The following is a 20,011-nucleotide window of genomic DNA, read 5'->3' on the forward strand; positions in this document are numbered from 1 at the left end:
CAACACCCTTTTATCTGGTTGCTGGTTGCTCGTTCCTCGTCCCTTGTCTCTTGCCTCTTGTCTCTTGACTCTTGCCTCTAAAACTCTTCCATCTCCATCATATTATCATCCTCGTTGCGGTTGAGGCGGTCGCGTTGGCGTTGGAAGTTGTTCCATCGGTACGACAAACCAACCCACAGCACCCTGGAATCCCTGGTACGTTCGCTGATAGTATTAAAACCTGGGCCCCATGTTTCGCCGCTAAATCGCCGGGAGTTGAAAACATCACTCAGCCGTAAGCTAAAAGTAGCCTTGCGATCAAGGAAATCGGTTCGCCAGGCAACATCAGCAAAATACATTTGCTCCATGCGGCCCTGTGCCATGATGGTAGGCGCAGAATAATTGCCCGACACCTGTAGTGTTGAATTCTTCGCAATGGTGAACTGGGTGTTCAAACGCGCGTTCCATGTAAAATCTTCCTGTCGGTCAATCTTGTAAAACCCGTCGTCACTCTCAAAAGCATTGATGATATGTTTGAAGTACGAAGTGTTTGCAGTTACGCGCATCCATTGGGCAACTTCATAAGCACCTATCAATTCAAGCCCGATAAACTGCCCGTCGGTAATGTTTTCCCATGTATTCCAGGTGATGCCTTCAGCATGCAGGCGGCTCACACGTTGGATCATATCGGTGGTTTTGCGGTAAAACAGCGATGTGGTAAGGCTGTTGCGGTCTTTTGAAAGCACATAAGAAATATCGTACGAACCGGTAAATTCGGGTGTAAGTTCCGGGTTACCGCTGCGAATATTCAAAGAGTCGGAATAATCAATGTAAGGGTTCAAAAACCAATGCCTTGGACGGCTTACCCTGCGGCTATAACTCACCTGCACATCCTGGTTCTGGGCAAAATTATAAACAAGGTGTATGCTGGGATAGGCAGTGATATAATCGTTGCTGAAAGTTTCGCCGCTAAGTTCCTGCTCACCATTCGTGACCGACATTTCGCCACGTAAGCCAACCTGGTAGCGGAATTTACCGCTCATACCTGCATAAATACCATAAACAGCATGAATCTGTTCGTCCATCTGAAAGTAATTAGCAAGGTCTACATCAGGAATCCATTCAGCATCCCACCGATCATAATTGTATCGCATGGTCAGGTATTTGATGCTGCTGGTAAAGCCACCCTCAAAGCGAGATGTTTCATTGAGCGGTCTGATGTAATTCATACGCAGCGTACCTTCCTTGTTTGTATTTCGCGCACGGGCCTGCTGCAGCGATAAAGAAGTTTCCGGGAACCTGCTTTCCTGCGTTATCTCTTCTGTCCGGCGCATTGCGTTGTTATTGATAATCAGGTCGGCGGTAAGCTCTTCACCCACACGCTGTGTGGTAAGGCGGTAGGCAAGATTGTAGTTGAATGATTTCATATATCGCCTCGACCATGCATAGCGGTCAAACTCGCGCAGCATATCGCCACCTGCGGTCCTGGTGATGTTCGAATTCGCATTTTCTTCATGGTCGCCAAAATTCCTGTATCTTACTGATGCAGAAAAAGTATTAAAGCGGTTGGGCATGTAGTCGAACCCAAGGCTGCCGAGGTGCATGGCCATGGTATCGTCCGATGTTCCTTGCTGATTGAGCAAGGTTGTTATTTCATTGAAATTAGTGGTTCGTTCCATTGAGCTTGAACCTTTCCGCCGGTTCAAACGGGCGTCATAACTTGCTGTTATATTGAATTTCTCAGCCCGCAAGTTGAGGTTCACACCCCCGTTAAAACGCCCGAAGGTTCCATAATTGGCTTGTACCATGCCATTAAAGCCTTCGAGGCTACGCTTTTTAAGCACAATATTGATGATGCCCGAAGTTCCATCGGGGTCGTAGCGAACCGAAGGATTCGTGATCACCTCTACCCTTTCGATTGAATTGGCTGGTATTTGCTGCAGAATGTCGGAACTACTCAGATCCTGGAGACCGGTTGGGCGGCCATCAATAAGTATGAGAATATTTCCACTGCCGCGTAATTGTACGTTGCCTTCAATATCTACTGTGACGGATGGAATATTCTGCATGATGTCCACAGCAGTTCCGCCAATACCGGTCAGGTCTTTGTCAACGTTGATCACCCTTTTGTCGAGATTGGCTAGCATAAGGTCACGTTCGGCAGTAATTTCAACGCCTTCGAGCGCTGTAGAACCTGGATTCAGTTTTACTTCACCAAGGTCAATTTCCGGTGTTCGCGGATTAAAAAAAAGATCAGGGATGGTTGTTGGTTCAAATCCGATGAACTGTACCACAGCATAGTATCTGCCAACAGGAATTTTTTCAATAATAAATTCGCCATTGGGATCGGAAATGGTACCGTTTTGCATGGTTGAGTCCTGCTGGCGAAACAACACCACGTTTCCATATTCTATTTGCCTTGAAGAATAGGAATCTATCAGTTTTCCTTTCAGAACCCCTATGTTTCTGTCAGCCCCCGAAGGGGAGCCTGCCGGGCGTTGCTGTGCGTTGGCATGGGGCAACAAGTTAACGAGTAATACGAGCAAAACAAGTTTGATGAATACATTTAAATTCATAGAAAAAATAAAAATTAGTTAGATATTGGATTAACCTCCGGCAGGCTTTTTCTTAATTAAAAAAAACGTTTACCGGAGCTTAGACAAGAAGTTATAACAAAACTTGCGTTGCTTATGTTTATTTCCTTCCGGGGTAAACCTTAAGCGCTTCGGCCAGGCATTGCATGGCAGCTTTGAGGTCTTCAACCTTTAATACATAGCTGATCCTTACCTCATCAAGGCCAACGCCGGGAGTTGAATAAAAGCCGGTGGCCGGTGCAAGCATTACGGTTTGCTTTTTAAAATCAAAGTCTTCGAGGAGCCATTGGCAGAACTTGTCGGAGTTATCAATCGGAAGCCTGGGTGTTGCATAAAATGCACCTTTGGGTTTCGGACAAAAAGCGCCCGGCATGTTATTAATGGATTCCACTACAATATCCCTTCGCAAATGGTATTCGTGCAAAACGTCTTTGAAATACTCATCAGGGGTTTCAATGGCAGCTTCGGCGGCAACCTGGCCAAGGGTGGGCGGGCTCAGGCGTGCCTGGGCAAATTTCATCGCGGTGCGCATCACTTCTTTGTTTTTAGAAATCATGCACCCTATCCGCACACCGCAGGCGCTGTAGCGCTTCGATACACTGTCAATTAAAATCACGTGCTGATCCAAACCATCAAGATGCATTACGGATGTGTGGGTTTCACCATCGTAGCAGAACTCACGGTAAACTTCATCAGCGATAAGGTAAAGGTCATGTTTGATCACGATATCGCGCAGCACTTCCAATTCCTCGCGGTTGTAGAGGTAACCGGTAGGGTTGTTGGGATTGCAGATCATAATGGCCTTGGTTTTTGGTGTGATGGCTTTTTCGAATTCTGCAATCGGAGGTAGCGCAAAACCTGTTTCTATGCTTGAAGGAATGGGTTTCACAACTACGCCGGCATTGATGGCAAAACCGTTGTAATTGGCATAGAACGGTTCGGGGATAATGATTTCATCGCCTGGGTCCATACAGGTTTGCATAGCAAACAGGATGGCTTCGGAGGCTCCGGCACCTATTATGATTTCATCGGGTGTAATGTTGATACCAACTTTCTTATAGTATTCTGTGAGTTTCTTACGGTATGAGAGAATACCGGCTGAATGGCTATATTCAATCACCTTTAAATCAAAGTTCCTGATAGCATCAAGGGCAACTTTCGGGGTTTCTATATCGGGTTGACCGATATTTAAATGATACACTTTTAAACCGCGGCTTTTGGCTGCATCGGCATAAGGAACAAGTTTACGGATAGGTGATTCGGGCATCTTGCGGCCCTTTGCTGAAATCTGTGGCATGGCGGGAAAAATTATAAGTTAATGTGATAGTTTTGAATCCGGATTGCAAAAATAGGATTTTTTGTGATGCAGGAGGCTGGTGGAAGTTGCTGGATGACTTTCTTCGGTCATGCGGTAGTCATACATTGTCATACGATAGCCATACGGTTGTTGATGGTTGATGGTTGATGGTTGATGGTTCAAGATTTAAGATTCAAAATTTAAGATTCAAGAATCGGGTTTTCAGGTCATTAATCGTTAATAAATTCTAGGGTTGGGATTTTGAATATTGAATTTCGAATTTTGAGTCCACTCCGAAAAGTCACGAATTGCTGATTTTTATCGTTTTTGACCCCTGACCCCTAAAGGGGAAACGCTAAATATCAGCACTTTGTGGAAGTCTCCTTTAGGGGATTTAGGGGCAGATATACTTTTCGGAGTGGACTCAATTTTGGATTTTGGAATTTTGTATTCCCTACCTTTGCAAACAAATCGGATAAAAAAATCCCAACCATGTCAATAGAAACCAGACAGATTACGAAGCTATATGGCGATCAGAAATCCCTCAACAATGTGAGTTTCAAGATCAATGCAGGTGAAATTGTAGGATTTCTTGGACCCAACGGCGCAGGAAAATCTACGATGATGAAAATCCTAACCTGCTTTATACCTCCAAGTTCGGGCGAAGCACTTGTGTGTGGCTTTGATGTGCAGGAAGAGTTCAAAGAGGTTAAAAAACGCGTGGGCTACCTCCCGGAAACCAATCCTTTATACCTCGACATGTATGTGAAGGAATACCTGGCTTTCGTGGCGGGGATTCATAATCTGGGAAACAAAAGCAAGGGCCGCATTGCAGAAATGATTGAAGTGACCAGCCTTGAGCAGGAACAGAACAAAAAATTAGGACAATTATCAAAGGGTTACCGTCAACGTGCCGGACTGGCAGGCGCACTGATTCACGATCCGGAAGTCCTGATTCTTGATGAACCCACATCAGGCCTTGATCCGAACCAGCTCGAAGAAATCCGTTTGCTGATACGGAAAATCGGGAAAGAAAAAACCGTGATGCTTTCGACCCATATCATGCAGGAAGTGGAAGCGCTTTGCAGTCGCGTTATCATCATTGACCAGGGACTAATTGTTGCTGACGATTCGGTGGCAAGGCTCTCCAAATTGGCTGGCGATAAAATGGTTATTTCAGTTGAGTTTGACAAGGCTGTAGATATGAAATCGCTGCTTAAAATTCCGGGCATACTGGAAGTTACCCCAATTTCAGCAAACATTTACCAGGTAACCTCAAAAGCTGAAAACGACATCCGTCAGGACATTTTCCGGTTCGCAGTTGAACACAATGTTAGCGTTCTTTCAATGCAAAAAGAGCAGCAAAAGCTTGAAAAAGTTTTTCAGATGCTGACGAGGAAGTAGGAGACGGAGAGAGGGGGAAATGGAGAAAGGGAGAATTTGGGAATGTGAGACTTAGAGACTGAGAGACTTAGAGATTTAGAGATTAAGAGACGGGGAAATGGAGTATTGGAGTATTGGAGTGTTGGAGAAGTTGAGTAGTGAATGGTTAATTGGTTTATTAGTCAATTGGTTGAATCGTCGAATAGTGGAGTAATGGAGTAATGGAGTACTGGAAGACAGGAGACTAATTGCCGTAGGGATGATTTCCTTTGCCTTTGCCTTCGCCTCAGCCTTTGCCTTAGCCTTCGCCTCTAAATTTACACTACATTGAAACAAAAAAGGTACTTTTGCCACTTATTTATTATTACTACAAATAAACATCATGAACTATTTATTCACATCCGAATCCGTTTCGGAAGGGCATCCCGATAAGGTTGCCGACCAGATTTCAGATGCCTTGCTCGATGAATTCCTCAAACATGATCCTGAATCGAAAGTTGCCTGCGAAACCCTTGTCACCACCGGCCTGGTTGTATGCTCCGGCGAAGTGAGGACACAAAGCTATATTGACATCCAGGATGTTGCCCGCGAAACAATAAAAAAAATCGGATATACCAAAGGGGAATACCGCTTTGAATCTAATTCCTGCGGTGTGATTTCAACAATTCACGAACAAAGCCCGGATATTGCTCAAGGTGTTGAAAGGCCAAAAGACGAAGATCAGGGCGCCGGCGATCAGGGCATGATGTTTGGCTATGCCACCCGCGAAATGGAAAATTTTATGCCAATGCCGCTGGAATTATCACATGTACTGCTCCAGGAACTGGCTGCTATACGTCATGAAAGCAAACAGATGCTTTATCTGAGGCCAGACTCCAAATCGCAGGTAACCATTGAATATGATAAAAACAATGTGGCACAGCGCATTGATACCATTGTTATTTCCACACAGCACGATCCCTTCAACAGCGATGATCAAATGAAGGAAGTTATTGAAAAAGATGTCCGGGAAATTCTTATACCCAGGGTTCGAAAAGGCAAAACCCTGCCCGAGCGGGTTAAAAAACTCTTTGAAGATGATTTCAGATTGCTTGTGAACCCTACCGGGAAATTCGTAATAGGCGGCCCTCATGGCGATACCGGCCTTACGGGTCGGAAAATAATTGTGGATACTTATGGCGGACGCGGCGCACACGGTGGCGGCGCTTTCAGCGGCAAAGACCCTTCAAAGGTTGACCGCTCAGCAGCTTATGCTACAAGGCATATTGCTAAAAATATGGTTGCTGCGGGCATTGCCGACGAAGTGCTGGTTCAGGTAGCTTATGCCATTGGTGTTCCCGAACCGGTTGGCTTGTACATCAACACATACGGAACCGCAAAAGTCAGGGATAAGGCTGGTGAACTGCTCAGCGATGGCGCAATAACCTTAATCATTAAAGATATTTTTGATTTACGGCCTTATGCCATTATCAAACGCTTCGGGTTGAAGAATCCTATCTATTTGCCAACCGCCAGTTACGGACATTTCGGTCGCGATCCTTATACTGCCGAGGTTGAAGTTTGCTACGATCCACTTACCGGAGAGCCGGGAGGTAACGGTTCGAACTGCCTAAAACACAAAATTAATGTTGAGTTCTTCGCCTGGGAGAAACTGGATTATGTTGATGAACTGCGCAAGACTTTTGAAATCCTTTGAAAAATATTACTCTCGTGCACTCAGGAGCTGTTGGAAAATAATGCAGAATTTAGAATGTAGAGTGTAGAATGACTCAAAACTCATAATCCATCATTTGAAGTCAGATACTAAAGTAATTGCAAGAAAAAAGCCCGCTTCATAGTTGAAGACGGGCTTTTTTAATATTCTGAAACTATGCGCTAATTGAACGACTCAATTGATTTGCGAATGATTCCAACAGCTTCATGCAGTTGTTCTTCACTGATTACCAATGGCGGTGCGAACCGGATAATATCGCCGTGGGTAGGTTTGGCAAGCAAACCGTTTTCAGCCATTTTCAGGCAAACATCCCAGGCTTCCTTGCCATTTTTAGGTTTGATAACTATAGCGTTGAGTAAGCCTTTACCGCGTACCAGTAGTACCATGTCAGACTGGATTTTTGCAACTTCCGAACGGAAAATCTTGCCTAATTTTTCAGCCCTTTCTGAGAGGTTTTCATCTTTTACCACCTGCAATGCAGCCATACCAACCTTTGCAGCAATTGGGTTCCCACCAAAAGTGGAACCGTGCTGTCCAGGCTTTATACAAAGCATAATTTCATCATCGGCCAGAACGGCTGATACCGGGTAAACACCACCCGAAAGGGCTTTGCCTAGAATCAGCATATCGGGACGAACATTTTCGTGTTCGCAGCAAATTAAACGGCCTGTACGGGCAATGCCTGTCTGAACCTCATCTGCAATGAACAGTACATTTTTCTCTTTGCACAATGCGCTGCATTTGGCCAGGTAACCATCATCCGGAACAAAAACTCCGGCTTCACCCTGTATAGGTTCAACCATGAAACCGGCTACATTGGGATCTTCCAGTGCTTTGGCCAACGCATCAACATTGTTATAAGGTATGATTTCAAAACCAGGCGTGTATGGCCCAAAGTTCTTACGCGCATCCGGATCAGTTGACATACTGATGATGGTGGTGGTCCGTCCGTGAAAATTACCTTCGCAGATAATGATTTTTGCTTTGTTTTCAGCAATTCCTTTTTTCTCATACGCCCATTTGCGGCATAGTTTGATGGCTGTTTCCACGCCTTCGGCGCCGGTGTTCATAGGCAACAGTTTATCGAAGCCGAAAAATTTTGCTGCATACTCCTCATACAAGCCGAGTGCATCGTTATAGAACGCACGTGATGTAAGGGTAAGTTTTTTTGCCTGATCAATCAGTGCGTTGATGATAGCTGGGTGGCAATGTCCCTGGTTTACTGCCGAATAAGCTGAAAGGAAATCGTAATAACGTTTTCCATCAACATCCCACATGAATGGCCCTTCGCCTTTGGCCAATACCACTGGCAGGGGATGATAATTATGGGCTCCATACTTGTCTTCAAGTTCCATCGCTTTTTGAGCGGTGATTGTTTGTGTCATAACAGAAATTATTTAGAATTGAACATTAGTGTCCGGTAGTATGCAGATTGCCTGCAAAGGTATTAAAAGTTTGTGATGCTGTGGTACTGTAATGAAGTGATGCTGTAATGCAGTGATGCAGTGGTCAACTAGTCAATTAGTTTAATGGTCAATTGGTGGAGAAATGGGGTGTTGGAGTAATGGAAGAGATTGAAGCTCTGTTGATTATGTTGCTGTGATACTGTAATACTGTGATGCAGTGGTCAAATAGTCAATTAGTTAAATGGTCAATTGGTGGAGAAATGGGGTGATGGAGTGATGGAGTGATGGAGTAATGGAAGGGATTGAAGCCCTGTTGATTATGTTGCTGTGATACTGTAATACTGTGATGCTGTGGTCAAATGGTCAATTAGTTAAAGGTCAATTGGAGGAGAAATGGGGTGATGGAGTGATACTGTAGTGCAGTTTGGAGTGATGGAGTATTGGGGTTTCCGATTTCCGATTTCCGCCAGGTTTGCCAAGTTGCATTTTCTGTCTGCTGATCGTTTGCCAATCCAATCTCGGATGTGCTTTCCCTTTTGCCAACTGCAAACTGCCAACTGCCAACTTTAAATTTTGGTCTTTAGACTTTGAATTTTGAGCTTTGGACTTTAGACTTGGGTCATGGCTCTTGGAACTTGGGGCTTGGAGCTTGGAATTTTGAATTTTGAACTTCTCAATAGGCTTCCTCATTAAACTCCTGCGGCAAACCCTCTTCGTTGTACTTGGTGGGGCATTTCAGGAGGAGTTGTTTGGCATGGAAAGCATCAGCTTCGGCGCTGCCAATAATGACAACCTGTTCCGATTTCTCAAAATCCTGTGGCTTGGCACCGCGGTAGATTACCTTCGACTCCTTGCCTTGCTGATCAAACATATAAAATGCAAAAAGATTATGGTCAATCCGGCTGTCGTATTCCAGGGGTTTTTCCGTGTTGAGGGTTCCGATGATATGGAAGTCGCGGCCCTGGTGTGCATAAGCCTCATCAAAATAGCTATAGGTTCCTGCACCTGAAAAAGTGGTTATGATGATGCCGGTGATAATGGCTACACCGAGTATGGCGAGAATATGCTTTGTTTTCATTGATTTTCTTTTATTTGAATATTTCCAGCTTCATTGAGATCCGAACCCATTTCACGGGTTTTCTTTTCCAGTTTGCGAAGTTTCAGATCAATGCTGATCAGATAAACAAACAAACCCAATAAAATGATCAGCAGCACGCCGATCACCACATACATTTTATTTTCATCAATCATTGTTGCCTCCCTTGTAAATTATCATGAATCCGCCGCATTCTGACCCTGATTTCCAAAATCCAAACTGCAAGCAACAACCAGCCAATAATGGCCGGATAGAAAACCATGCGCAGCGTTGGGTCCAGTTCAGCCACGGTCATCGGGCTGCCTGCCTGGCCCGGATGCAGCGATTCGCCTCCAAACCTCGGCAGGATGCCAATAAATATAATCATCAGCACGAATGCAAAGATATTGTAAACTGCCGATATCCTGGCTCTTTTTTCCTCATCACCTATGGAAGACCGCAGGATCATATAGGCAAAATAAACCAGCAGGCTCATGGCTGCACCATTGAGTTTCGGGTCGCGAACCCAGGGTGCGCCCCAGGTTTCGTTGGCCCAAAGCATGCCGGTGAAAATACCAAGCATTCCGAAAACAATGCCGACCTGGGCAGCCTGCGCAGCAATTCTGTCGTGGGCCGGATCAAAACCTTTGAGGTATCGTAAACTATAAATAAAGGATATAAAAAGAATAAACATCATCGCAAACCACATGCTCACATGATAAAACAGGTTGCGGATGCTTTCGTAAATAATCGGCAGCTCGTAAGGCAACTGAATGGTAAGCCCTCCTACCAGTGCATAAATGAGAAGAATCATGCCAAGGGCTTTATATATCCAGCGGGTATTTTGTTTCATAGCTTTAAATTTATTCTTTCCATAGATAAGGGAATAAAACCAGTGCCAGCACAATAATAAGCGCCTGCAAGGCAAAGAGGGCGAAAAGCGGTTTTGATGCCAGGGCCCAGTCAGCCGCTTGCATGGCATTTCCGGTGAGGTTCATTAAAATCAATAATTTCGGCAATACGATCGGGAAACTGAGGATGGCCATGAGTGTGAAATTTTGTTCCGCCCGTGAAGCAATTCCCGCAACCATGGTAAGCAGCAATGCCAGGCCAAAACTACCGGAAACAGCCACCACAAAGAACATGAAAATACTGCCGAACGGCATGCCAAGAAAAACCGAAAAAGCCAGGAAACCAAGCAGCGAAAGGATCACAAGCAACATTGCATTGTAGCCCATTTTGGCAATAATGATGGAAGCCGGGTTCGCAAGGGTATAATAGTATAAGTGCCTGGAGGAAAATTCGTCGGAGAAACTGCGTCCTGCCGAATTCACTGCAGCAAACAACAGAACGATCCAATAAAGTGCGTTCCAGGTCCTGGGTTCAATAATTCCCTGAAAGGCAAGGTAGCAAACAAAAACCGTTGAAACCATGTACAACAGCATGCCATTGAACAGGTAGGGACGCTTGAGTTCGAGCGAAATATCTTTTTGGATTAGCTTAAAAACCTGGGTGCGTATCATGGGGCAAAGATAGAAAAGATGTAAATACCGGCATATATTGTACACATTGTTTAAAAATTATAAATCCGCTAATCCTTTGAACCCATTGGAAAATCGAACTAAAATTAACTTTTAAGTGCAAAAAAAACCTTTGTTTGGTCTATTTGGATTAAATTATTATTACTTTTGGCTCGACGAATTATTAATAACCAAAAATTGTTAACGCGTATGAAAAAAGTCTTACTCTCCGCAGTAGCCATTTTTGCCATGGTGGCAATTACTGCACAGAATTATTCTGTAAAAAACGACATCCGTACGGATGAAAAACCTCAACGTAATATTGAGGAAAGCCTGATCAAAAGTTCATCAGCAGTAACAGCTTTCCAGATTCCTGTAAAACCGGTTATGGAAAACAAAGCAGGCGGCATTGTAACCATCATCCCTATGGGCAATTCTGCTAATGCCTATGGACTTTACAATGGTGGACGTGCTGCATTGTGGGCAGATAACAATCTGAATACTGTTACCTTCACACATCGCATGGCTATTCCTCCGGGAAGTGGTTTTCTTGCTTATGACCTCTCCACCGATGCTGGTTGGACATGGACAACTAACATCCAGGTATATAATCCAACAGCCGGTGGTGCCAATGCACGTTACCCACAGGGAGTTATTAACAATCCCGTTGGCAACACTGATCCTGACAATGCATTTTATTCTTATTTTGGACCCACCCTTGACGGGAGCCTTGCTCCTGATTCTTGGGGAGGTTATTGTGCAGGCGTTCATCCACTTGATCAATCAGCGAACCCGACTCAACATGACTGGTCTTCGCAAGGCGCTTACAAACAAAATGTTCCCTCAGCCATGCATATCAATGCTGTGACTGGTGATGTCTGGGTTTTTGAATCAGCTCTAACTGATGGCTTAGGTAATCAATATACTGACACCCTGGTCATCACCAAAGGAACATTCAATGAAACAACGGATGACTATGACTATTCACAATCGCTGTTGTATGTACCCACATTTACTCCTGGAAATGCAGCCGCTGACGAAAAAATTGCCTTTGGCCCTGATGGTATGACTGGCTATATGTCAATGCTTTTTGACAATGGCGATGACCCATTTGCAGCCGGTTTTGCTTATTATCCTGTGCTTCTTAAAACGACTGATGGTGGCCAAACCTGGAGCGATCCTATCTCTGTTGTAATGAGCGGACCAGATGGGCTGCCAGAAGTGAAATACTATCTCACTGAAGATGACTGGAACAATTTATGGGTAAACCCCGAATTGGTGCATCGCGATTCAGTATTGTATACTACCGCATTTGCTCACGACCTTGTAGTTGATATGTATGGAAACCCTCACATTTGTGTGACTATTGGGGTTGCCAGCACTGACACCCCTTATTCAATTATTGCCAGTGGCGGATTTGGAGCTACATTCCACATTTATTCACTTGATCAGGGGGAAACCTGGATTGCAAGGTATATTACCCATAATAAAACCTTCCGTGGTACATGGGGCGAAATCAGCGAAGACAGCCGCTCGCAATTAAGTGTTACACATGACGGAAGCAAAATTTTCTTCTCATGGCTCGATACTGATTTCGAAGGTGTTACCGATAATATTATGCCTGATATCTGGTGCCAAGGTTATGATATTGAGACACAAATGTTCACAGATGTCTTCAATGTTACCTTCCTTTCAGAAGGCTGGCTTGAAGCATACATGGGAACTGCTTCATACTATGTATTTCACGAGGGCAATGATTATGTTGTACCCTTTGCATATCAAACGATTGCTGGCGGAGACCCCCTTCAACCAGTTGTTTTCAAATACATTGCTGACTTTACATTAAATGAGGCAGATTTTTATCGGGTAGGAGTTGAAAACCCACAAATGAACACTTTTGCAGTTTCACAAAACTATCCAAATCCTGCAAACGAACAAACACAGTTTGTTGTGGAGCTCGAAACACGTGCCCAGGTTTCTATTGAGTTGTTCAATATCATGGGGCAGAAGATTTACGCTGAAAATAAAGGGATGCTCAACAATGGACGTCACCTTGTTCAGTTGGATATCAACGGTTTCGCTCCTGGATTATATTTTTATACCGTAAAAGCAGGCGACCAGGTGGTTACCCGCAAAATGATCGTAGAATAGTTATTTCTTTACTACTTGCAAAAAGCTGCTTCATTCGTGAGGCAGCTTTTTTTGCTCACACATGTTAGCATTGATGCCATAGGTTATAAGTCAGGCGTATACATCTACACTACAACATCCGGCGACCAGTTTGTAACAAGAAAGCTTATCATAAATTAAGCTTTGTCACCATAATCAACGGAGTTGAATCTTTAAGGATTCGACCTTTTTTGTTCTTATTTCATCAGCTTATAAAGTATTTTTTATACTTTTGCATCACTATCAACCATTTTGCTTCAATTTCTGGAATGAATATCAAATAAAGGAAGTTGAGTACCAACAGTAATCAGGCTTGATTTTTTTAAACTGGGATTTCTGCTTCAAGGCTTGAAGCATCAACTCAATATTTACTAACAATTAACTAAAAAAAAGAAAGCTTATGAAAAAAGTCCTACTCCTTGCAGTTTCGTTTACTGCAATGCTGGCAGTCAGTGCTCAACAGTTCGACATGAAACCAGGCATTCAGCCTGAGGTCAGAACCGAACGCAACTTCGAAGAAACATTATTAAACAGAACTCCTGTAATCAGTTCTGTTACAGCTCCGGCTAAACCGGTAAAATCAACAACTGATGTTAATATCGTTAACATCATTGATATCGGCAACTCATTCAATGCTTTTGGTCTTTACAATGGTGGCCGCACTGCATTATGGGCTGATGACAATCTGGATGCAATTACTTTTACTCATAGGATGACAGCACCTCCGGGTAGTGGTTATGTAGGATTTGGATATTCTACTGATGGTGGTATGACATGGGATGTCAACAACGAGGTTTATAATCCAACTCTTGGCGGAGCCAATGCCCGGTATCCACAGGGTTTACTTTATAACCCGGCAGGCAATACAGATCCTTCCAACGCTGTTTTTTCTTATTTTGCTGCTACGCTTGATGGTAGCAACACAGGCGGTGCATCATGGGGAGGCTATGCTGCAGGCGCTTTCAAAATGGATCTTTCTGCTGACCCAACTCAACAGGATTGGTCAAGCCAGGGCCCTTACAGACAGAATGTTCCTTCTACAATGCATATTAATCCAGTGAATGGTGACATCTGGGTTTTTGAAAGTTCATTAATTGACGGTCTTGGTAATCAATACACTGATACACTGCTTATAACTAAAGGAACATACAATGCAACAATATCTGACTATGACTACGCACAAACATTGATGTATGCACCTGCCTTTGTTGCCGGAAATGCTCCTTCTGATGAAAAAATTGCCTTTGCTCCTGATGGTATGACAGGTTATATGTCGTTGCTTTGGGATAATGGTGATGATCCGTTTGCTGCTGGATATGCAAATTATCCTGTTCTCTACAAAACAACCGATGGCGGACAAACATGGAGCGATCCAATTGCCGTTGTAATGAGCGGCCCTGAAGGTTTAACAGAAATTAAATACTATCTCACAGATGCATTGTGGAATGAACTGTGGGTGAACCCAGAACTTGTTCACCGTGATTCAGTTCTTTACACTACGGCTTTTGACCATGATCTCGCTGTTGACATGTATGGCAACCCTCACATTTCTGTTACCATTGGTATAGCCAGCGTTGACACTCCTTATTCTATCATCGCCAGCGGTGGTTTTGGTGCAACGTTTCATATTTTCTCATTGGATCAGGGCTTAACCTGGATGGCAAAATTTGTTGCTCACAACAAAACATTCCGTGGCGCTTTTGCTGATATCAGCGAGGACAACCGTTCACAAATCTCCACCACCATGGATGGAAGCAAAATATTCCTTTCATGGATTGATACTGATTTTGAAGGTGTAACGGATAATATTATGCCAGACATCTGGTGCGTTGGATTTGATGTGGCAACCCATGCTTATACCGATGTTTTCAATGTAACCTTCCTTTCTGAGGGCTGGCTCGAGGCATTTATGGGAACTGCTTCTTATTATGTATTCACAGAAGGTAATGATTATATTATTCCTTTGGTTTACCAGACACTCGTTGGTGGTTCACCAGATAGTGAAGTTACTTTCAAATATATTACCGATTTCATGATCAACGAATCAATGTTCATCCATATTGGAAACGAAGAGTTGAATCCTGTAAACCACAGTTTTGCGGTATCTCAGAACTACCCTAACCCAGTTTCCGGTAAAACAAACTTTATTGTTGAACTTGATAATCTTGTTAAGGTAACTGTTGATATTTATAATATCATGGGCCAAAAGGTGCAGGCTGAAGATAAAGGTCAGCTTAACCCCGGTCGTCATCTTTTCCAGATTGACATGAACGCCTTTGCTCCAGGCTTGTATTTCTATACAGTTAAAGCAGGTGATCAGATTGTGACTCGTAAAATGATTGTAGAGTAAAATCAATTCACACTTAAAAAAGGCTGAATCATAATTGATTCAGCCTTTTTTTTATGCTCGTTTTAAAGCCGTATAACTTTGATTTATATGAGCGAATTTGTGCCTGAACTTTATTTCTACACTGTTAAGGCTGCTGATCAAATGCTTACAAGAAAAATGATAGTGCATTAAGCACAGTCAACTTTCTCTAGAAAGGCCGCCGAAAGCGGTCTTTTTTTTTTGTATATTTAGCCCCACCCAAAACCATCAAATAATTACAGGAAATGAAAAAGTCACTTATTATTTTAGCTTCGCTGCTGGCAATGCATCTTCACTTGCATGCCCAGGACATTGTCAATGTTATAGAACTGAGCCAGGGCCCGGGTGCCTACGCCGTAAGCAACAACATCACACGCCTTTGGGCAGATGACAACCTGAGCACTGTTGCATTCCTGCACCCTGTATATCCCGCGCTGGGCACAACCCAGCTTGCATACGATCTTTCTATCAACGGTGGAGAGACCTGGACACTGAACATTCCGGTGTATGATCCCGGTCAGGGTGGATTGCCAGCTCATTATGCCCAGGGCGGCATTTATAATCCGGCAGGCAATACAAACCCGGAGTTGGCATATTATACCTGGTTCGCACTTTCGCAGGACGGACAATACCTTTCGGGGATACATAAGCTGGATCAAAGCAGCGACCCAATATTTAACATCTGGGATGGCGTTGCCTGCTCAGGGCCGCTGTCTTTTACAATCAACCCGCTAAGCGGGGACGTTTTTACGGTAGCGCCTGTTGTTACAATTAGCGGTTATGACGATAGCCTTGCTGTAAGCAGGGGCGTTTTCAATGAAGCAACAGGAAATTACGATTTTAGCCAGGTGTTGTTACCCCTGCCCGCCCAGGCTGAAGGAATACCGATGCCATTGGATGTGAAAATCTCATTTGGCCCTGATGGGCTTACAGGCTATATTTCCATACTTTTCGATAATCTTTCAGATCCCTTTGCAGCCGGAGGAGGAATTTACCCCATATTGATGAAAACCACCGATGGTGGGCTCTCATGGGGCGATCCTATGGCAGTGATCCTCGGCGGGCCCGATGGATTGCCTGGAATTAAAAATTACCTTATGGATGAGCAATGGCATATATTGTGGCCTCCACCCCAGCAAATGCCCCGCGATTCAGTAGTTTTTCAAACTGCCTACGAACATGGACTGGGTGTAGATATGTTTGGCAATCCACATATTGGTGTAACCATCGGTGTGAGTGGCATACATTTCGACAATCCCTATGAAGTTATTGCCGATTACGGGTTTGGGGCTACGTTTCATATTTATTCCCAGGATCAGGGAAGTTCCTGGATCGCAAGGCATGTTACCAACAATAAAACCTTCAGAGGATGCAATGAAACACTTTGCTGGGACAACCTGACCCAAGTTTCAATGAATATGGGTGGTAGTGTTATGGCTTTGTCATGGATTGATACCGATTTTGTAGATGTTGCTGAAAATACATTGCCGGATTTATGGTGCCAGGGTTTCCATGTTCAATCCCAAAATTATAGCGAAGTACATAATGTCACATTCCTCTCAGATATCTGGCTTGAAGCATTCATGGCAACCGCATCGCCTAATTTACTCACAGGCAATCTTAAACTGATCGTGCCTTTTGCTACCCAAGGCATTTCAAAGGAGGGTATCTTTTATCCGGTAACCCATAGGTACATCAGTGATTATACACTGGACATCTGGGTGGGAATACAAGATCCATCGGTCTTTAGTCCGGCGCTGAGTGTACTCCAAAACTTTCCCAACCCGGTATCTTCCGTTACATCCATTACCATCCACACTGCCCTGGTAAGCAATCTAAGCATTCATGTTCACAATCTGCATGGGCAACAAATCAAGCTTATTAACCTGGGAATAAAAGAACCAGGTTCGCAGATTATTCAGCTTGATATGAGCGGATTTGCACCCGGGTTTTATTTCTACACCGTTAAGGCCAATGAACAAACGGTGACAAGAAAGATGATTTTGAAATAAACTCATGGAGATTTTAATAAAAGAGCATGTCGCGCAACTGGTGAATTCACTGTTTTTTTGTCATCCTGAGAGTAACGAAGGATCTGATTTTGAAGCTTGGAAGAGATCCTTCTCCGCCGCGTCGGATCAGGATGACAAGATTTGATCTTTTGAGACAGCCTCTTTTATTTTGTATTTTAGCCCTTTAAAAGCCATCAAAAAAAAACAATCACAGATTTATGAAAACCTACATCTTTACGTTAGCATTATTTTTAGCCATTCATCTTCACCTGTATGCTCAGGAACCTTCTTCGGGCATAGTCAATGTCATAGAACTGAGCCAGGGTCCGAATGCCTACGCCATGAGCAACAACATCACACGACTTTGGGCCGATGACAACCTGAATACTGTTGCCTTCCTGCATCGGGTGTTTCCTGCGCTGGGCACAACCTACCTTGCGTACGACCTGTCAACCAGCGGTGGTCAGACCTGGATGCTGAACATTCCGGTATATGATCCCGGTCAGGGCGGACTGCCTGCATATTTTGCCCAGGGAGGAATTTATAACCCGGCAGGCAACACCAACCCGGAGCTGGCTTATTACACATGGTTCGCACTTTCGCAGGATGGACAATACCTTTCGGGGATACATAAGCTGGATCAAAGCAGCGACCCAATATTTAGCGTCTGGGATGGCGTTGCCTGCTCAGGGTCGCTCGCATTTACAATCAACCCGGCTAACGGTGATGTTTTTGCCGTTGCACAGATTGTTACTGGCGACAGAAGCAGCTATGGTGATAGCCTTGCGCTTAGCAGAGGTGTTTTCAGTGCTTCAACCGGCAATTACGAATACAGTCAGGTTTTGTTGCCCTTGCCCGCACAGCCGGGTGGGATGTCGATGCCTGTGGACCTGAAAATATCATTTGGCCCGGATGGACTTACAGGCTATATCTCTATGCTTTTTGATAATCTTTCAGATCCATTTGCAGCGGGTGGCGGAATTTACCCGGTATTGCTGAAAACCATTGACGGCGGCATTACATGGAGCGAACCCTCAGCAGTAATCCTTGGTGGGCTGTTGGCTTACCAGAAGTTAAAAACTATATCAGCGATACTTATCTGGAAGTGCTATTTGAAGAGTTCGGGCCCATTCACCGCGATTCAGTTGTTTATCAAACTGCATATGAGCACGGCCTGGGCATTGATTTGTATGGAAACCCACACATTTGTGTAACCATCGGCGTGAGCGGCGTACACTTTGAGCAGCCTTATGCCATTAATGCCGGCAATGGTTATGGCGCAACGTTTCATGTCTTCTCCCTCGACCAGGGAAGTACATGGATTGGAAGGTACATAACGCATAACAAAACTTTTCGGGGGTGTCATGATGATTTATGCATGGATAACCGGTCACAGGTTTCAACAACCGCAGATGGCAGTGTTCTGGTGTTTTCCTGGTCCGATTCGGATTTTGAAGGAGTGTATGAAAATATATTGCCTGATATCTGGTGTCAGGGATATGATGTGGAAACACAATTGTTTACTGATGTTTTCAATGTCACTTTTCTTTCGGATATTTGGCTTGAAACGCATATGGCTGTATCCTCGCCCATTTTATTTGTTCGGGAAAATGGGTTTCTGATTCCTTTTGCCCTACAATCCATACCTGGAGGTGATCCGGTTTTGCCAGTGCAGTACAGATATGTATCTGATTACTCAATTAATTATGTCGATTATATCCTGCTAAATGTATTGGATAATGCTGTGAACCATCCATATTTGAGTGTTTCTTCCATTTTTCCGAACCCGGCCAGAGAGATCACGATTATTGCCATTGAGTTGCAACAGACTATGGAAGTGAAAATTGAAATATCCAATCTTCACGGGCAAATGCTTTACTCAGAAGCCATAGGTGTTTTGGGTTCAGGGCAACATGTAATTCAAACGGATGTGAGCATGTTTACTCCGGGAATATATTTTTATACGATCAGCGCCGGCGACCAGGTTCAAACCCGGAAGTTGGTGGTGCAGTAGCAATCATGAAAGGTTTTGTTTTGCAGTCTGCGAACCTCCCGCTTTCAGGGAGCAAATAACATTTATTGCTAACTGGTGTTACGATCCTTCTAAGGTTCGATAAATACCCAGTGTTCAAATATTCAACTGCCTATAATTCTGGGGTCAAAAAAATGAGGCTATTTAGCCACTGTTATCCGACTAAAATTTGTTAATCCACTACGTGGAAATAAAACAGAATATCAAACGCTTGTTCTACAATACCTTATCCGCTACGCGGAACTTGTCTCGCAGCAAAGCGGGTTCGCCGTAGGCGATAAAGTATTGTAGTAAGAAGTTACCCCAGCGACTCAAATACCTCGTAGAGGTTAAGCAAATAAAGGCATTTCACGATGAGTTGATTATTTTAGTCGGAGAGTAGTGCTATTTAGCCTGTATTATTTCTAAAAAAATAAAGTTTTACAGAATAACAGCATAAACCGCTAAGGCTTAAAGAATAAG

15 protein-coding genes are annotated in these 20,011 nt (G+C 44.0%); 8 read left to right on the top strand and 7 right to left on the bottom strand.

Going from position 1 to position 20,011, the window contains the following annotated elements:
* Positions 1–77: 77 nt before the first annotated feature.
* Together IH597_15960 and IH597_15965 are read right to left on the bottom strand one after the other, a co-directional pair.
* Positions 78–2,555 carry a TonB-dependent receptor gene (locus IH597_15960; GenBank protein MBE0663953.1) on the bottom strand — a complete coding sequence of 826 codons (2,478 nt, stop codon included), beginning with the start codon at positions 2,553–2,555 and terminating at the stop codon, positions 78–80.
* 118 nt (positions 2,556–2,673) lie between these two features.
* Positions 2,674–3,870: a pyridoxal phosphate-dependent aminotransferase gene (locus tag IH597_15965; protein MBE0663954.1), complete on the bottom strand. Its 1,197-nt coding sequence runs from the start codon at positions 3,868–3,870 to the stop codon at positions 2,674–2,676.
* 492 nt (positions 3,871–4,362) lie between these two features.
* Between IH597_15965 and gldA the strand changes: the two genes are divergently transcribed.
* Both gldA and IH597_15975 read left to right on the top strand, forming a co-directional pair.
* Complete coding sequence (gene gldA / locus IH597_15970; GenBank protein ID MBE0663955.1) at positions 4,363–5,274, top strand: gliding motility-associated ABC transporter ATP-binding subunit GldA; 912 nt, start codon at positions 4,363–4,365, stop codon at positions 5,272–5,274.
* Between the two features lie 361 nt (positions 5,275–5,635).
* Positions 5,636–6,949 carry a methionine adenosyltransferase gene (locus IH597_15975; GenBank protein ID MBE0663956.1) on the top strand — a complete coding sequence of 438 codons (1,314 nt, stop codon included), beginning with the start codon at positions 5,636–5,638 and terminating at the stop codon, positions 6,947–6,949.
* Between the two features lie 179 nt (positions 6,950–7,128).
* On the opposite strand, the gene rocD is transcribed toward IH597_15975, so the two are convergent.
* The 5 genes from rocD to IH597_16000 all read right to left on the bottom strand — a co-directional run bounded on the left by rocD (position 7,129) and on the right by IH597_16000 (position 10,971).
* On the bottom strand, positions 7,129–8,352 hold the full coding sequence (rocD, locus tag IH597_15980; protein ID MBE0663957.1) for an ornithine--oxo-acid transaminase: 1,224 nt from the start codon (positions 8,350–8,352) through the stop codon (positions 7,129–7,131).
* A gap of 694 nt (positions 8,353–9,046) precedes the next feature.
* On the bottom strand, positions 9,047–9,451 hold the full coding sequence (locus IH597_15985) for a cytochrome c maturation protein CcmE (protein MBE0663958.1): 405 nt from the start codon (positions 9,449–9,451) through the stop codon (positions 9,047–9,049).
* A complete protein-coding gene (locus IH597_15990; protein ID MBE0663959.1) occupies positions 9,448–9,624 on the bottom strand; it encodes a hypothetical protein in 177 nt (58 codons plus the stop codon). Before IH597_15990 ends, IH597_15985 begins: the two co-directional genes overlap by 4 nt.
* Positions 9,621–10,430 carry a cytochrome c biogenesis protein CcsA gene (gene ccsA, locus IH597_15995; protein MBE0663960.1) on the bottom strand — a complete coding sequence of 270 codons (810 nt, stop codon included), beginning with the start codon at positions 10,428–10,430 and terminating at the stop codon, positions 9,621–9,623. The genes IH597_15990 and ccsA overlap by 4 nt, the downstream gene beginning before the upstream one ends.
* Positions 10,312–10,971, bottom strand: coding sequence for a heme exporter protein CcmB (locus IH597_16000; GenBank protein ID MBE0663961.1), 660 nt, complete (start codon positions 10,969–10,971; stop codon positions 10,312–10,314). Before IH597_16000 ends, ccsA begins: the two co-directional genes overlap by 119 nt.
* Before the next feature lie 207 nt (positions 10,972–11,178).
* Here IH597_16000 and IH597_16005 point away from each other — a divergent pair, with 207 nt between their 5' ends.
* The 6 genes from IH597_16005 (at position 11,179) to IH597_16030 (ending at position 19,531) form a co-directional block, all read left to right on the top strand.
* On the top strand, positions 11,179–13,119 hold the full coding sequence (locus IH597_16005) for a T9SS type A sorting domain-containing protein (GenBank protein ID MBE0663962.1): 1,941 nt from the start codon (positions 11,179–11,181) through the stop codon (positions 13,117–13,119).
* Positions 13,120–13,155: 36 nt separating this feature from the next.
* Positions 13,156–13,278: a T9SS type A sorting domain-containing protein gene (locus IH597_16010; protein MBE0663963.1), complete on the top strand. Its 123-nt coding sequence runs from the start codon at positions 13,156–13,158 to the stop codon at positions 13,276–13,278.
* Between the two features lie 259 nt (positions 13,279–13,537).
* Positions 13,538–15,487: a T9SS type A sorting domain-containing protein gene (locus tag IH597_16015; protein ID MBE0663964.1), complete on the top strand. Its 1,950-nt coding sequence runs from the start codon at positions 13,538–13,540 to the stop codon at positions 15,485–15,487.
* 263 nt (positions 15,488–15,750) lie between these two features.
* The gene (locus tag IH597_16020; GenBank protein ID MBE0663965.1) at positions 15,751–17,517 is read left to right on the top strand and encodes a T9SS type A sorting domain-containing protein; all 1,767 of its coding nucleotides are present in this window, start codon (positions 15,751–15,753) and stop codon (positions 17,515–17,517) included.
* A gap of 218 nt (positions 17,518–17,735) precedes the next feature.
* Positions 17,736–18,731 carry a hypothetical protein gene (locus tag IH597_16025; GenBank protein ID MBE0663966.1) on the top strand — a complete coding sequence of 332 codons (996 nt, stop codon included), beginning with the start codon at positions 17,736–17,738 and terminating at the stop codon, positions 18,729–18,731.
* 8 nt (positions 18,732–18,739) lie between these two features.
* Positions 18,740–19,531: a T9SS type A sorting domain-containing protein gene (locus IH597_16030; protein ID MBE0663967.1), complete on the top strand. Its 792-nt coding sequence runs from the start codon at positions 18,740–18,742 to the stop codon at positions 19,529–19,531.
* Positions 19,532–20,011: the final 480 nt, after the last annotated feature.

The sequence above is a fragment of the Bacteroidales bacterium genome, assembly GCA_014860575.1.
Lineage (GTDB): Bacteria > Bacteroidota > Bacteroidia > Bacteroidales > JAAYJT01 > JAAYJT01.

Bases quoted from the DNA above. Each gene is read 5' to 3' on its own strand.
- IH597_15965 (MBE0663954.1), bottom strand. From the start codon at position 3,870: ATGCCACAGATTTCAGCAAAGGGCCGCAAGATGCCCGAATCACCTATC.
- IH597_15990 (MBE0663959.1), bottom strand. From the start codon at position 9,624: ATGATTGATGAAAATAAAATGTATGTGGTGATCGGCGTGCTGCTGATC.
- IH597_15985 (MBE0663958.1), bottom strand. From the start codon at position 9,451: ATGAAAACAAAGCATATTCTCGCCATACTCGGTGTAGCCATTATCACC.
- ccsA (MBE0663960.1), bottom strand. From the start codon at position 10,430: ATGCCATGCAAGCGGCTGACTGGGCCCTGGCATCAAAACCGCTTTTCG.
- IH597_16025 (MBE0663966.1), top strand. From the start codon at position 17,736: ATGAAAACCTACATCTTTACGTTAGCATTATTTTTAGCCATTCATCTT.
- IH597_16015 (MBE0663964.1), top strand. From the start codon at position 13,538: ATGAAAAAAGTCCTACTCCTTGCAGTTTCGTTTACTGCAATGCTGGCA.
- IH597_16005 (MBE0663962.1), top strand. From the start codon at position 11,179: ATGAAAAAAGTCTTACTCTCCGCAGTAGCCATTTTTGCCATGGTGGCA.
- IH597_15975 (MBE0663956.1), top strand. From the start codon at position 5,636: ATGAACTATTTATTCACATCCGAATCCGTTTCGGAAGGGCATCCCGAT.
- rocD (MBE0663957.1), bottom strand. From the start codon at position 8,352: ATGACACAAACAATCACCGCTCAAAAAGCGATGGAACTTGAAGACAAG.
- IH597_15960 (MBE0663953.1), bottom strand. From the start codon at position 2,555: ATGAATTTAAATGTATTCATCAAACTTGTTTTGCTCGTATTACTCGTT.
- IH597_16020 (MBE0663965.1), top strand. From the start codon at position 15,751: ATGAAAAAGTCACTTATTATTTTAGCTTCGCTGCTGGCAATGCATCTT.
- gldA (MBE0663955.1), top strand. From the start codon at position 4,363: ATGTCAATAGAAACCAGACAGATTACGAAGCTATATGGCGATCAGAAA.
- IH597_16000 (MBE0663961.1), bottom strand. From the start codon at position 10,971: ATGATACGCACCCAGGTTTTTAAGCTAATCCAAAAAGATATTTCGCTC.